This is a genomic window from Kaistia terrae (assembly GCF_026344005.1).
Classification (GTDB): Bacteria; Pseudomonadota; Alphaproteobacteria; order Rhizobiales; family Kaistiaceae; genus Kaistia; species Kaistia terrae.
Genome location: NZ_JAPKNH010000005.1, coordinates 178370 through 192591, shown reverse-complemented (window position 1 = coordinate 192591; position 14222 = coordinate 178370). Strand labels below are relative to the sequence as shown.

The following is a 14222-nucleotide window of genomic DNA, read 5'->3' as shown; positions in this document are numbered from 1 at the left end:
CCGGGCTTGCACCGACACGCAAGATGGATTCTGCGTCCAGCATGCCAGTCAACCGTATCACATATCAACTCTTGATATCATCAGTGATAGAAACTAGGCTTGCCGCTATCCGCCGAGCCAACCGTCTCCCCTCGCTCGCAATCCCTTCGTCGTCCCCGCACAGAGCAGAAAATGGGCCTGAAAGCTAAACAACTGGCACAATGCACCGTCGACTTCGACAAGGACGGCAAGCAGAGCGGCTATTTCAATCTGCCGCTCTCTGTCCATGACGACGCCTGGGGTGTGATCCGCGTACCGCTCGCCGTCATCAAGAACGGCGTCGGACCGACCGTCATTCTCGAGGGCGGCAATCACGGTGACGAATATGAAGGGCCGATCGCGCTCGGCGAACTGATCCGCGATCTCGACCCCGGTCAGGTCGCTGGCCGGCTGATCTTCATCCCGGCGATCAACCTGCCGGCAGTCCTGCAAGCGCGCCGCACCTCGCCGATCGACGACCTCAACATGAACCGGACCTTTCCGGGCGACGCCAACGGCACCGCGACCCAGCAGATCTCGGCCTTCGTCAACGACGCGCTGTTCCCGATGGGTGACGCTTTTCTCGACCTGCATTCCGGCGGTTCGTCGCTCGATTTGATGCCGAGTTCGGTGATCGAGCCCGTCGCAGATCCCGTCCAGCACGCCAAGAACGTCGCCGCCGTCACCGCCTTCGACGCACCGCTGATCGTCGTCATCGACAATCGCGGCGACCACCGCACGGCGACCGCCTCGGCCGCCCGCGCCGGGCTGACCGTGGTCGGCACGGAAATGGCGGGCGCTGGAACGGTCTCGATCGACGCGCTCAATATCTGCCGCCGCGGCGTCCGCAACGTGCTGTCGCATCTGGGCGTCCTGCCGCCGGAAATGGCAACGGCGCCGCGCCATGAACAGCGCCTGTTCGAACTGCCGGGCTCGGACGCCTTCGTGCTGGCCGATGATGACGGCGTGTTCGAGCCCTTCCACAAGAACGGCACGATGGTATCGCGCGGCCAGCCGGCCGGGCGCATTCACTTCCTGTCGCATCCCGACCGCAAGCCGGCGGAGCTCACTTACGCTGCCGACGGCATCCTCTATGGTCGTCGCCAGCCCGGCCGGGTCCGTCCCGGCAATTGCTGCCTCGTCGTCGCCTCGCCCTATGGTGGTTCACTGAAATGATCCAACTCGAAGACATCCAGGCCGCTGCCAAGCGGATCGCGCCCCATATTCGCCGGACGCCGAATATCCGTGCCGAGGCGCTTGCCGAGCCCGTGACCGAGGCGGACCTCTGGCTGAAGCTCGAATGCCTGCAGCCGACCGGCTCGTTCAAGGCGCGCGGCGCCACCAACAAGCTGCTGACCACGCGCAAGGAAGAACTGGCCGGCGGCGTCGTCACGGCTTCCGGCGGCAATCACGGCCTCGCCACGGCGCGCGCGGCGAAACTCGCCGGCGTCCCGGCGACGATCTTCGTGCCAAAGAGCATCACGCCGGCCAAGGTCGACAAGCTGAAGCGCTGGGGCGCGACGGTCGAGATCATCGGCGATATCTGGAACGAGACGAACCTGCACGCCCTCGCCTTCGCAAAGGAAAACGGCGCCGCCTATTTCCATCCCTTCGCCGACCCCGCCGTCATCGCCGGCCAGGGCACGACGGCGCTGGAACTGCTGGAAGAGATCCCGGACGTCGACACCGTGCTGGTGGCGATCGGCGGCGGCGGCCTGATCTCCGGCATGGGCGTCGCCATCAAGGCGCTGAAGCCGTCGGTCCGCATCATCGGTATCGAGCCGGAGGGTTCGCCGACACTGAAGGCATCGCTCGACGCCGGCCGCGTCGTCCGCCTGCCCTCGGTGACAAGCCGCGTCGCCACCATGTCCTGCGCCGAAACGGACCCGGGCGTGTTCGAACTGGTGCGCGATCATGTCGACGACATCGTGCTGGTCTCCGACGAAGCCATGCTCGATGCCAGCCGCTGGCTCTGGTTCGAGATGGGGATCGCCGCCGACCTCAGTGGCGCTGCGGCCATCGCGGCGCTGCGCGAGAAGGTGCTGACCTTCCCTGCCGGCCACAAGGTCGGCGCGCTGGTCTGCGGCGCCGGTCCCGACGCGCTGGTCTGACTACAGGCCCTTGAAACAGACGCTATCGCGCCCTCGCGCGGTAGCGCTTTGGCGCGTCGATTTATTTCGAGTCGAAGAATATCTGCGATCCGGTACCATGCCCTTGAGGAACAGGGACCAACCGGATCCGACGTGGCAACAACGTCGACGGTAGTCCCCCAAGAAGGAGGGGCTGCCATGGGTTTCGAGCGCAGGTTCGCGCCCGATTTCGAGGTGATCGTCTGTGCGCCGTCGGAATCGTTTCGATGGAATGTCCACGATTATCCGCATCATCTGGCCAAGTGGCACCATCATCCCGAATATGAGTTGCACCTGATCCAGTCGAGCAACGGCAAGATGATGATCGGCGACCATGTCGGCGACTTCCAGGCCGGATGTCTCGTCCTGACCGGACCGGATCTGCCGCATAACTGGGTCAGCGCCAGCCAGCCCGGCGAACAAATTCCCGATCGCGACATGCTGCTTCAGTTCAGCCCCGCCTTCGCCGAGAAGATCTCCCACCTCTGCCCGGAATTTGACGATATCGCGACCCTGTTTGCCGATGCCGCGCGCGGCGTCGAGTTCGGCGGCGAGACGGCGGAAGAAGGCCGCCGGCTTTTGCGCGAAATCGGCGGCGTGCATGGACCGCGCCGTCTGGTGCTGTTCCTCGACCTGATGACCCTGCTGGCGCAGACCCCGCGCGAACGAAAAATCCTGTCGCGGGCGGCCCCCAGCTTCGTCGCCCAGACGCGCTCCTCGGAAAAGCTCGAGATCGCGATCAGCCACATCCTGGAAAACTTTGCCGGCGAGATCCGACTGTCGAAGGTCGCCAGCCTCTGCGGCATGGAAACGAGCGCCTTCTCGCGCTTTTTCAAGAAGCAGAGCGGCCATACCTTCGCCCGCTACGTCAACTGCTCCCGCGTCCACGCCGCCTGCAACCTGCTGCGCCAGACGGAGAAGCCGATTACCGACATCTGCTTCGAAGTCGGCTTCAACAATGTTGCCAATTTCAACCGTCAGTTCGTGAAGATCTGCGGGCAATCGCCGTCGACCTATCGCCGCGATTCCCGCCGTATCGGCACCATAACGCGCTTCGAACAGATCATCGCGGCGACCGCCTGAAGCCGCCGGAAAGGAATACATCCCGCATCGGCCGGCCAACAAAATTGTACAGATGCGGCGGCAAACACGCGTAGTGACGCGGTCCGCGCTCTTCTACAGTTTGATCTGAAGTACGCGGTGGAACGGCCCGACTGTCGGTGCGTCCGAGGCTCGGAGCAGCCCCGCCAACTTCGAGAGGCTAAACATACGGCGCGCGCCATCGAGGAGTTGGCGCGTCTGAGGTTCGGTTCACGAGATGGGCGCGATGCCCATGCCTGCTTCGGAGGAGGCAGTTGAGTCCGGATCGCCGTCGACAATCCGAGGGAGGACGAGGAATGTCTGGTTTGAAGCGTATGATGCTCGGCGCGATTGCGGCGGGCCTGATGGCCGGCGTAGCGCCGGCAAAGGCGGACTTCTGGTCCGATGCCGGCAAGGATCTGGCCGGAGTGACGATCCGCGGCGTCTCCGAGAGCACGCCGCCGTCCAACTACGTCAAGGACGTGCTGGCGCCCGCCTTCACCAAGGCGACGGGCATCAATGTCGAGTTCGAGGCGACGTCCTGGGACCAGATGTACGACAAGGCGATCAAGGACATGGAGGCCAATACGGGCATCTATGACTTCGTCTATATCGAACAGGACGCCGTTTACGGTTATCTCGGCCGCGACTTTCTGGTCGACCTGACCAAATTCATCGCCGAGAACCCGAAGCTGAAGGCGCCCGATTACGATCCGGCCAACTTCACCACCTTCGCCAACTACTTCAAGGGCAAGGATGGCGACCTGTTCGGCGTACCGATGGAAGCCTTCATCAAGGTTTACCTGTACCGCAAGGACCTGTTCTCGGATCCGGAAGTCCTGGCCGCCTTCAAGGCCAAGTACAATCGCGACCTGGCGCCGGCCAAGACACACGCCGAATACACCGAGATCGCCGACTTCTTTACCCAGTGGGGCAAGGACAAGGGCATCGAGCTCTGGGGTTCGACGGTGCAGGCCAATACCGGACATCCGTCGTCCTGGTATGAATATGTCGAGAGCGTCGCGCCGACCTTCGGCGTCTACAACTGGGGCATCGACGCTTCCAACAACTACGCGGCCACCGTCGAGCATGGTGGCAAGATGAACAGCCCGGAAGCCAAGGCTGCGCTCCAGTTCTGGCTCGACCTTCTGAAGAACGCACCGCCGGAATCGACTGCATCGACCTGGGATGAGGTCGCCGCGACCTTCGGCGCCGGCCGCGCCGCACAGGGCCTGGTCTATGGCGAGAACGCCGCCTGGATCGCTACCGACGAAACCAAGTCGAAGGTTGTCGGCAAGGTTGGCGTTGCCCTGCCGCCGGTTGAAGCCGGTGTCATGGAAGCCGCCGAAGCCGGTACCGGCTATATCGGCTACTACGATGGCGGCGCCTTCGGCATCCCGCACTCGTCGAAGAACAAGGCAGCGGCAGCGCTGTTCCTGCAGTACATCGCCCAGCCTTCTGTCCAGGCCGATTGGGCCGTCGCCGGTTCCCGCATCACGCTCCAGGGAACCTATGACGATCCGAAGGTCGTGGCGCAGGATGCCAAGACGGACGGCTACTACACGCTGATGCGCGACCAGGGCAAGCTGTTCGCCGGCGCACCGCCCTATCCGTTCCACAACCAGCTTCGCGAGACGGTTGCCCCGATCTTCTATCAGGCGATCACGGGTGAACTCTCCGCCTCCGACGCGCTCGACCAGATGGCAACGGCCTCCGAAGCCGAACTGACCAAGCTCGGCTACCGCAAGTAAGACGGAACGACGGCGGACGGGATTCACGTGAAACCCGTCCGCCTCATCCGTTTTGCCGCTGCCATGCTGTTTCGACGCCGCCACCGCGCCGGCCGGAACGGCCCCGCCTCGCCGGGCCTACGCCACACCTAGATCCCGTGGCCACTGGAGAACCAGCTTCATGCGCTCCCAAACCGTCGGCTGGCTGTTTCTCGCCCCGACCCTCCTGATCCTGTTCGTCTTCGGCGTCTGGCCCTTCGTCTATGTGACGGTGATCAGCTTCTTCCATTGGAACAGCTTCGCCGCCGACCCGACGATGCGTTTTGCCGGCCTCGACAATTATCGCGAGCTGATGTTCGACAAGGGCTTCCTGATGGCCCTCTGGAACACGCTGAAATTCGGCGTCTTCGCCGTCGTGAGCCAGGTCATTCTGGGCTATCTGCTGGCGCAGCTGTTCATGAAGAACTTCCCGTTCAAGGGCTTCTTCCGGACGGTCCATACGCTGCCGCTGATGATCGCCCCCGTCGCCGTCGGCGCCACCTGGCGGCTGATGACGGTGCCCGGCCTGGGGCCCATCCCCTATTATCTCGACAAATGGTTCGGCTATGAATTCCTGATCAGCCGCTATGTCGGCCAGGCTTTCATGACCACCGTGATCATGGACATCTGGCATTGGACCCCGCTCGTCACGCTGACGCTGCTGGCGGCGCTGTCCTCGATGCCGAAGGAGCCGTTCGAGCAGGCGCAGATCGACGGCGCCAACCGCGTCCAGACCTTCTGGTACGTGACGCTGCCGATGCTGAAGCCGGCGATCCTGTCGGCCGTTTTCATCCGCCTGATGGACGCCATGCGCACCGTCGACGAGGTCTGGATGCTGACCGGCGGCGGCCCCGGCTCGGCCACCCGCTATATCGGCCTCTATATCTGGCGCGTCGTCTTTCCCAAGACGGATTACGGCTATGGCTCGGCCATGTCGCTGATCACGCTCTACCTCACCATCGTGATGTGCTGGCTGCTCTATGCCGGTCTCGTCGCGCGCCGCGATCTGAAGAGGCCAGAATGACCCGTCAACGCCCGCTTCTGTCGATCCTGTTCTGGACCGTCTCCAGCCTGGTGACGCTGTTCCCGATCTACTGGATGTTCATCGTCTCGGCGAAGAGCCGCGTCGAGCTGTTCGGCAAGCCGAACTTCATCATCACGACGTTCTTCTCCGAGAATTACATCAAGACGCTGACGGACCCGACCTTCCAGAAATACATGTTCAATTCGATCGTGGTCGCCACGTCGAACGCCTTCCTCGTGACGGTGCTGGCGCTGTTCGCCACCTATGCGCTGACGCGCTACAAGCTGCACGGCAAGGAGAACATCTTCTTCTGGACGATCACCAACCGCATGGCGCCGCCGGCGGCCTTCCTGCTGCCGCTGTTCCTGCTCTACACGCAGGTCTTCGTCGTCGGAGACTGGAAGCTGTTCGACACGCGCACCGGGCTGATCCTGCTCTATTGCGTGTTCAACCTGCCCTTCGCGATCTGGACGCTCCGGGGCGTTATCGACGCGATTCCGCACGAACTGGACGAGGCGGCCTATGTCGATGGCGCCAAGACCTGGCAGGTGATCTGGTACGTCATCCTGCCACTGGCGAAACCCGGCCTTGCCGTCACCGGCATTTTGACCTGGGTGTTCGCGTGGAACGAGTATCTGTTCGCCGCGACGCTGACGAGCGTGCATGCCCGCACCATCACCACGGGCCTCGCCGAATTCGTCACCGTTACCGGCACCAACTGGGGCCAGATGGCGGCGACCGCGATGCTGACCCTGATCCCGGCGATCGCCTTCCTGGCGCTGGTGCAGAAGCACATCGTCGCCGGCCTGACCTTCGGCGCCGTGAAGGGGTGAACGAGATGGCAAGCAACCTCACCGGCTCCCCTGGCAAGTCTGCAAACACCAACGGCGCGCTAAAGCGCGCCGTTCGCCCCGACGGCTTCCTGCCGATCGAAACCAACCTGTTCGACCGCATCTTCATCGCGGTCGTGCTGTTCGTCGCCATCCATTTGTTCTGGATGCGCTTCGTCGAACAGTCGTTGTCGATCTATGTCGCAACGGCGATCTCGATCGTGGTGGGCGTCATAATAATCAGGCGCGGCTAGCCATTCGACGGTACAAGCCAAACAAAAGGGGCCGCCCTCCGGCAGGAGAGCGGCCCCTTTTCGTTATCAAGACTGGTCCGATCACATGCCCATGACGTGCGGCAACCAGAGCACGGTCTGCGGCACGAAGGTGATGACCAGCAGCACGCAGAGCACGATGCCGACAATCGGCAAGCTGGCCCACAGCACTTCGCGCATCGGAACCTTGGCGATCGACTGGGTGATCAGCAGGTTGAGGCCGAGCGGCGGATGGATCAATCCGACCATCAGGTTCAGCACGATAACCAAGCCGAAATGGGTGGGATCAATGCCAAAGCTCGTCGCGGCCGGCAGGAAGATCGGCACCAGGATGATCGTCGCCGGCGTCGAATCGAGGAACATGCCTGCGACCAGGAAGATCACGTTGACGATCAGCAGAAATTCCCAAGGCGCGAGATCCGCGCCGTGCAGCAGCGCCTGGATATCGCGCGGGATACCGTGCACGACGACCAGATAGGCGATGAAGGACGAGACGGCGACGACCAGCATGATGTTCGCGGTCTGCAGCCCCGCCTCAGTGAGCATGCCGGGGAACAGGCGCCACTTGAATTCGCGGTGGATCACCCAGCCGACGAAGATCGCATAAAGCACCAGCACCGCGCCGAGTTCGGTCACGGTGAAGAGCCCGCCCTTGGCCCCGACGATCAGGAGGAGCGGCATGGAAAGCGCCCACGCGCTGCCTTTGAACTGCTTGCCGATCACGCCCCAGGGACGGCGGCCGCGCGCCGGAAGATTGTGCTTCTTGGCGTAGAAGATGACATAGGCGATCAACGCCGAGGCGATCATCAGGCCCGGAATATAGGCGCCGACGAACAACTTGGTGATCGAGACCTGGGCGATAACACCGTAGATGACAAGCGGAATGCTCGGCGGGATGATCGGGCCGATGACAGCGGCACCGGCGGTGAGCGCCGCCGCGAAACCGCCGGAATAGCCTTCTTTCCGCATCTCCGGGATGAGCAGCGCGCCGGAGGCAGATGCGTCCGCCACGGCCGAACCGGAGATACCGGCGAGGAAGACGTTGGTGCCGACATTGACGACGCCGGACGAGCCACGAATGCGGCCCAGCGCCGACGAGAACAGGTCGACGACGCGGGTGGTGATGCCGCCGCTGTTCATGACGGAAGCGGCGAGGATGAAGAACGGCACCGCCAGCAACGGGAAGGAATCGATGCCGTTGACCATCTTCTGCGCCAGGATGAAGCCCGGCATGCCCCAGATCGCGACGATGATCAGGGCCGAGACGCCGAGCGCGATGGCAATCGGCACCGCCAGCAGGGCGAGCGCCAAGAAGGTGACGGAGAGGACGCCGAGCATGATCATGATGCGGTGCTTTCGGTCGAGACGGCGTGGCCGGCAGTGGCGGCATCGGCCTGTGCCCGGAACGCGGCCTCGCGTTCTGCCGAGGCGCGCGGCGTCAGGATGCGCTCGATGATGAAGAACAGGCCGAGCCCGGCAAAGGCGACGATTGAGCCATAGAACCAAGCAAAGGGCAGCCCGGTCGCCGGCGCGATCTTCTGGCCGACGACGATCATCAGATGGCGCGCATAGATGATCAGCATGACGAGGAAGACGGCGGTGGCGAGGTCGATGACGATTCCGAGCCGCTTGAACAGATCGGCATTCAGCCGGTCATGCAGGAAGTCGATGACGATCAACTCGCGCCGGCTGATCAACAGGGCCGAGCCGAGGAAGGTCAGCCAGATGAATAGCAGCCGGCAGATTTCCGCCATGCCCGGCGTTGCTGCGCCGATGAAATAGCGTGAGAAGACCTGCACACAGACGAGAAGGACGATCGCGAGCAGCATCGCCCCGACCAGAAAAGTGAGCAACCGGCGCAACAGATTGCCGGTCTGGACGAGGATGCGCGTCATCGATACCCCCAGAGGAAAGAAGAGCCCGCCACGCGAGCGCGGCGGGCCGGGTGTTACTGGACTGCGCGGATCTTGGCGATGATCGGCTGCAGGGCCGGGTCATAGGTCGCCGTGGCGGCCTTGGCCATGAACGGCGCCAGGTCGGGCTTGTGGACAATGACGCCATCGGCGACCAGCGAAGCCAGCACGTCGGCCTGCGACTTGTTGGTGTAGTCGCGATACCAGTCGGCGCTGGCCTCGGCGGCCTTCGTGAAGGCCGTGCGCGTGCGCTCGTCCTGCGCCTGGTACCATTCCTCGCCGCACATGAAGCCCATCGTCTCGGCCATGTGGTTGGTCATGACGAGATGCTTGGCGACTTCGTAGAAGCGCTTGTCCTTGATCGCGACCAGCGGCTGCTCGACACCGTCGACGACGCCCTGCTGGATGGCCGTATAGACTTCCTCGAACGGAACGGTGGCCGGATTGGCGCCGAGCGCGCGGATCGACTCGATATAGGCCGGGATGCCGGGGGCGCGGATCTTGCGGCCCTGCAAATCGTCGAGGCTGTCGGCCGGCTTGGTCACCAGAAACTGGCGGAAGCCATGATAGGCCGGTCCGATGACGCGGAACCCGGCGTCCTTGGCGATCGACTCGATGATCTCCTGGCCGACAGGACCGCGCCAGATGCGGAAGAAGTGGTCTTCGTCGCGGTAGAGATAGGCGACGCCTTCGGCATTCGCCGCCGGATGGAACGAGCCAAGATCGCCGACGCTCTCATACATGCATTCGAGCACGCCGCCCTTCACCTGCTCGACCATCTCGTCGACGGTGCCGAGATGCGAACCCGGGAACAGCTCGATCGCAACGTCGCTGCCGAGATCGGCCTCGATCTTCTCCTTGAAGACCTGCATGGCCTTCGTGTCCGGGCTGTCGTCGGAGCCCGCGCCGCCGATGCGGATGGTGACGCCGGCCTGGGCCGAGACGGTGGTGATCGCTGCGACACAGACGGCAGCCAGAAGTCTCTTCAACATGCTGTATTCCCCTCAGTGGTTTTTCTTTTTCCGCCACGCCGCATTCGCGCACGCACCGGCCTGCTCGTCCGATCCAGCGCCGGTTCCTGTCGTCAGGCCAGGAAAACGATACTCGATTATTGATAGTCTGCAAGTCCGTCTCCTCGGCAGTCCCTTGCCCATTAACCGGGCAATCCCATCTGCCATCGAGAACGACGCTTCCGGCTCCGCGCGATCGGAAACCGCCCGCTCCGGTCAGGCAATCTCGCCGATCGTGTCGTCCAGCGCGTCGACCAGGATGTCGATCTCGGCCTCGCTGACGATGAAGGGCGGCGTGATCTGGATGTGGTCGCCGCCTTGGCCGAAATTGGCGCCCGGCACGCCACCGCCGATGATGACACCGCGATCCTTCATGCCGGAAACCAGTCGCGAGGTGAAACTCTTCTCGGCCGGGAACGGCGCCCGCGTCGCCCGGTCGGCAACGAATTCGACGCCGCCATAAAGGCCGCGACCGCGCACCTCGCCAATGCAGGGATGACGCTGCTGCAAGGCGTCGAGGCGGGCATGCAGGTATTTGCCGATCTCGCCGGCACGGGTGAACAGCCCCTCCTTCGACATGATCTCGAACACCTGCTGGCCGATGAAGCAGGAGGTCGGGTGGCCGCTATAGGTGAAGCCGTGCACGAAGCGCTTGCGGCTATCGCGGAAGAAGTTCGTGATCTTGTCGTTGATCAGGACGGCGCCGAGTGGCGCGTAACCGCTGCCGATCGCCTTGCCGCAGGTGATCATGTCGGGAACGACGTCCCAGTCCTGGATCGCGAACGGCCGACCGGTGCGGCCATAGCCTGCCAGCACTTCGTCGGCAACGAACAGGATGCCGTAGCGGTCGCAGATCTCGCGAATGCGCTTGTAGTAATCGGGACGCGGAACCAGGCCAGAAGCGGTGGTGCCGACGATGGTCTCGGCGAAGAAGGCGGAGACGGTTTCCGGGCCTTCGAGGTTGATCGCGCGCTCCAGTTCGTCGGCGCAATCCAGCGTGCAGCCGCCCTTGTCCTTGCAATAGGCGCAGCGATATTCGTAGGGCGGCGCGATGTGGATCACCGGCAGCATGTAGGGCGTGTAGGGCGCGCGCCAGCTGGTCCGGCCCGACAGCGACAGCGTCGCGATGGTGACGCCGTGATAGCTTTGCCAGCGCGAGATGATCTTCTGGCGCTGCGTGTCGCCGCGCTCGAGATGATACTGCCGCGCCAGCTTCAGCGCCGTCTCGTTGGCCTCGGAGCCGCCGGAGACGAAATAGACGGACTCGATCCCCTTCGGCGCGACCGAGAGGATCGATTTGCCGAATTCTTCCTGCCAGGGCGTGGTGAACTGGGCCGAATAGGCGAAGGTGACCTTGTCGCCCGCCGCGGCCAGCGCCTGGTAGATCTCGGTGCGGCCATGGCCGATGCCGACCACGCCGGCGCTGCCCATGCCGTCGAGATAGGCCTTGCCGTCCGCATCGTAGAGATAGACGCCTTCGCCACGAATGGCGGTCGGGAGCTCGGATGCATAATCCCGGGAAAATATCGACGACACCTGGCTCTCCTGCTGGGGCGTGCGCCGATCTTGCGGCGGCGTCTTGGACGGCTTGGTCTGTTGTCCCAAGTCGGCGCTCCGGACGGCGCGAAAGATCCAGCGAGTTTGGACCCGTGTCAATATCGATTATTGATAAAATGCCAGGCCCGAAAGACAGGAAGTTGCCCGTTCGGTGGGCAGGCCCGGATTGAGCAACCTATCGCGCTTAAGATGCGGGACGAAGGAACGCCCGGCCTAGTCGTGGTCAAAATATCGTTTATTGTTATTTTTCAACGCCTGATAGGCAGACCGATCCACGGGGAACTGGCTGGAGCGCATGAAGGCAAGGTACGGATCGAGGCCTGCGCGACGGGGCATGAACCCTGCAGCGGGGCGCGTGACGGGACGACCGATGGACGGACGCCGCCTTTGCGACTTCCCTTACCAGCGCCGTGCAGGAACAATCCGATGATGGGCCGCCAGACCAAGAAGCCCGTATCCGGCGATACGCATGCAAGCCTTGAGTCAGAAATTGGCGACGCGCTTCGGACCTCGATCCTGGATGGCGAACTGGCTCCAGGCGCACGCCTGATCGAACTGGAGCTGGCAACCCACTTCAATGTCAGCCAGGGAACCATTCGCGCAGCGCTGAAATTCTTGCAGGCCGAGGGACTGGTCGAGTATCGCCCACGTCGAGGCAATTTCGTCATCACGGTCGAAAAGGCCGATATCTACGAGATCTCGATGCTGCGAGACGCGCTGGAATCGCTCGGCGCGAGGCTGGCGGCCAAGCGGATCGACGACAAGGGCCGCAAGGCGCTGGAGTCGTTGCTGCAGGCGATGCGCACGGCGGCGCAGAACGGCAACCGGGCGCGGCTGACCGAGCTCGATTTTGACTTCCACCGCACGGTGATCGAGATCTCCGGCCATCGCCGGCTGATGGAGGTCTACAACCGGCTGGAAGGGCAGACGCGGATGTTCCTGCGGCTGACCGACAAGTTTTATCAGAACCCGCTCGACATCATCGAGTTGCACGAGCCGCTGGTGAACGCGATCTGCAATGGCGACGCGGAAGCCGCCTTCCAGCTTGCCAACCGCCACGCCGACGCCGACGCCGAGGACCTGATCGAAAGCATGCGCTGATCGCCGACAGGCGCGTCGCTTTCGGTAGCCGAAGACCGTTGCCAACTTCTTGAAATGAAAAGGACTTCGCACGGAGCGTACCTGGGCCGGCCAATGCGCTTGACCGGCCATTCCGCCTATGGGAGCGCTGGCCTGCGAGTCGCAAGTGACGCGCTAAAGCGGCAGGCTCCAGGAGGAATGCGCCATGACGAAAACACGCGTACCAGGTGGGCTCCCCTTGAAGCTTTCGGCGGGCGCGGCCCATGCCGACACATCTAGCAATCATTGTCGGCGTCATCACGGCGACAGGTGGACAAAACGCGCCGCGCTAAGCCAGCGCATCTCATTCGGCCGTAATCATGAAATCCGCATCAATGTTGACTTATGCGCCGGGGGCTGGTTTCACCTTTTGACCGAACAAACAAATTACAAAAAGCCACCAAGGGGGGCCACTTGATGAAATTCCTGACTGCCGCCGCGATCGCATCCCTCGCCTTCGTCCAGCCTGCCCTCGCGCGCGACGTGACCGTCGATGTCACGGCCATCGTCGAGCACCCGGCGCTTGACGCCGTCCGCGACGGCGTCAAGGACGCGCTCGGCGAAGCCGGCTTCAAGGTCGGCGAGAACCTGACGTTCAACTATGAATCCGCTCAGGGCAATCCCGGCACCGCCGCGCAGATCGCCCGCCAGTTCATCGGCAACGGCCCGGACATCATCGTTCCGATCTCGACGCCGTCGGCGCAGGCCGTGGTCTCCGCCACGCGCGACATCCCGATCGTATTCTCGGCTGTCACCGACCCGGTCGGCGCGCAGCTGGTCAAGCAGTTGCAGGCCCCGGGCGGCAACGTCACCGGCCTCTCCGACCTGTCGCCGGTTGCCGATCACGTCGCGCTGATCAAGGAAATCATCCCGTCGGTGAAGACCATCGGCGTGCTGTTCAACCCGGGCGAGACCAATTCGGTCACGCTGGTCGAACTGCTGAAGAAGTATGGCGCCGAGCAGGGCATCGCCGTCGTCGAGTCTGCCGCGACCCGCTCGTCGGAAGTCCAGAACGCCGCCCGCGCGCTCGCCGGCCGCGTCGACGCCATCTACGTGCCGACCGACAACACCATCGTTTCGGCGCTGGAATCGGCTGTCACGGTGGCGATCGAGAGCAAGCTGCCGCTCTTCACCGCCGATACCGACTCGGTCTCGCGCGGCGCCGTCGCGGCTCTCGGCTTCAACTATTATGACGTCGGCAAGCAGACCGGCGCCATCGTCGTCCGCATCCTGAACGGCGAGAAGCCGGGCGACATCGACATCAAGGTCGCCGCCGGCACCGATCTGGTGATCAACCCGGCCGCCGCCGAGAAGATCGGCCTGACGCTGCCGAAGTCGGTCGTCGATCGCGCCACCAAGGTGATCAAGTAATCGAAGGACGGCCCGGCCCAGAGCCGGGCCTTTCTTCACGGCGAGACGAACGATCGGCAAAAGCCAGCCGTCCGGACGTCTGCCGGAAACGACAAACAAGAGCCCGGCCCCGCGAAGAACAGGGCGGGCT

13 protein-coding genes are annotated in these 14222 nt (G+C 63.4%); 9 read left to right on the top strand and 4 right to left on the bottom strand.

Annotated elements, in window-relative coordinates; all coding sequences use genetic code 11:
- The first annotated feature begins 171 nt into the window (after window positions 1-171).
- From OSH12_RS15985 to OSH12_RS15955, 7 genes are all read left to right on the top strand, one after another.
- On the top strand, window positions 172-1194 hold the full coding sequence (locus OSH12_RS15985; RefSeq protein ID WP_266344586.1) for a succinylglutamate desuccinylase/aspartoacylase family protein: 1023 nt from the start codon (window positions 172-174) through the stop codon (window positions 1192-1194).
- Window positions 1191-2129 carry a threonine ammonia-lyase gene (locus OSH12_RS15980; RefSeq protein ID WP_266344585.1) on the top strand — a complete coding sequence of 313 codons (939 nt, stop codon included), beginning with the start codon at window positions 1191-1193 and terminating at the stop codon, window positions 2127-2129. The genes OSH12_RS15985 and OSH12_RS15980 overlap by 4 nt, the downstream gene beginning before the upstream one ends.
- A 177-nt stretch (window positions 2130-2306) precedes the next feature.
- Window positions 2307-3230, top strand: coding sequence for an AraC family transcriptional regulator (locus OSH12_RS15975; protein ID WP_266344584.1), 924 nt, complete (start codon window positions 2307-2309; stop codon window positions 3228-3230).
- 314 nt (window positions 3231-3544) lie between these two features.
- Complete coding sequence (locus tag OSH12_RS15970; protein WP_266344582.1) at window positions 3545-4978, top strand: extracellular solute-binding protein; 1434 nt, start codon at window positions 3545-3547, stop codon at window positions 4976-4978.
- A gap of 160 nt (window positions 4979-5138) precedes the next feature.
- The gene (locus tag OSH12_RS15965) at window positions 5139-6020 is read left to right on the top strand and encodes a carbohydrate ABC transporter permease (RefSeq protein ID WP_266344580.1); all 882 of its coding nucleotides are present in this window, start codon (window positions 5139-5141) and stop codon (window positions 6018-6020) included.
- Entirely contained in the window at window positions 6017-6853 is an 837-nt protein-coding gene (locus OSH12_RS15960; protein ID WP_266344579.1) for a carbohydrate ABC transporter permease, read from the top strand. The genes OSH12_RS15965 and OSH12_RS15960 overlap by 4 nt, the downstream gene beginning before the upstream one ends.
- A 5-nt stretch (window positions 6854-6858) precedes the next feature.
- Entirely contained in the window at window positions 6859-7104 is a 246-nt protein-coding gene (locus OSH12_RS15955) for a DUF2160 family membrane protein (RefSeq protein ID WP_266344578.1), read from the top strand.
- An 81-nt stretch (window positions 7105-7185) separates the two neighbouring features.
- On the opposite strand, the gene OSH12_RS15950 is transcribed toward OSH12_RS15955, so the two are convergent.
- The 4 genes from OSH12_RS15950 to OSH12_RS15935 form a co-directional block, all read right to left on the bottom strand.
- Complete coding sequence (locus OSH12_RS15950; RefSeq protein ID WP_266344577.1) at window positions 7186-8466, bottom strand: TRAP transporter large permease; 1281 nt, start codon at window positions 8464-8466, stop codon at window positions 7186-7188.
- Window positions 8463-9017 (bottom strand): TRAP transporter small permease, encoded by a 555-nt coding sequence (locus OSH12_RS15945; RefSeq protein WP_266344576.1) that lies wholly within the window; start codon window positions 9015-9017, stop codon window positions 8463-8465. Before OSH12_RS15945 ends, OSH12_RS15950 begins: the two co-directional genes overlap by 4 nt.
- 53 nt (window positions 9018-9070) lie before the next feature.
- Entirely contained in the window at window positions 9071-10027 is a 957-nt protein-coding gene (locus OSH12_RS15940) for a TRAP transporter substrate-binding protein (RefSeq protein ID WP_266344575.1), read from the bottom strand.
- A gap of 234 nt (window positions 10028-10261) precedes the next feature.
- Complete coding sequence (locus OSH12_RS15935) at window positions 10262-11650, bottom strand: aminotransferase family protein (RefSeq protein WP_266344574.1); 1389 nt, start codon at window positions 11648-11650, stop codon at window positions 10262-10264.
- A gap of 378 nt (window positions 11651-12028) precedes the next feature.
- On the opposite strand from OSH12_RS15935, the gene OSH12_RS15930 reads away from it, so the two are divergent.
- Window positions 12029-12703 carry a GntR family transcriptional regulator gene (locus OSH12_RS15930; RefSeq protein ID WP_266344573.1) on the top strand — a complete coding sequence of 225 codons (675 nt, stop codon included), beginning with the start codon at window positions 12029-12031 and terminating at the stop codon, window positions 12701-12703.
- A gap of 435 nt (window positions 12704-13138) precedes the next feature.
- Window positions 13139-14092 carry an ABC transporter substrate-binding protein gene (locus OSH12_RS15925; RefSeq protein WP_266344572.1) on the top strand — a complete coding sequence of 318 codons (954 nt, stop codon included), beginning with the start codon at window positions 13139-13141 and terminating at the stop codon, window positions 14090-14092.
- Window positions 14093-14222: the final 130 nt, after the last annotated feature.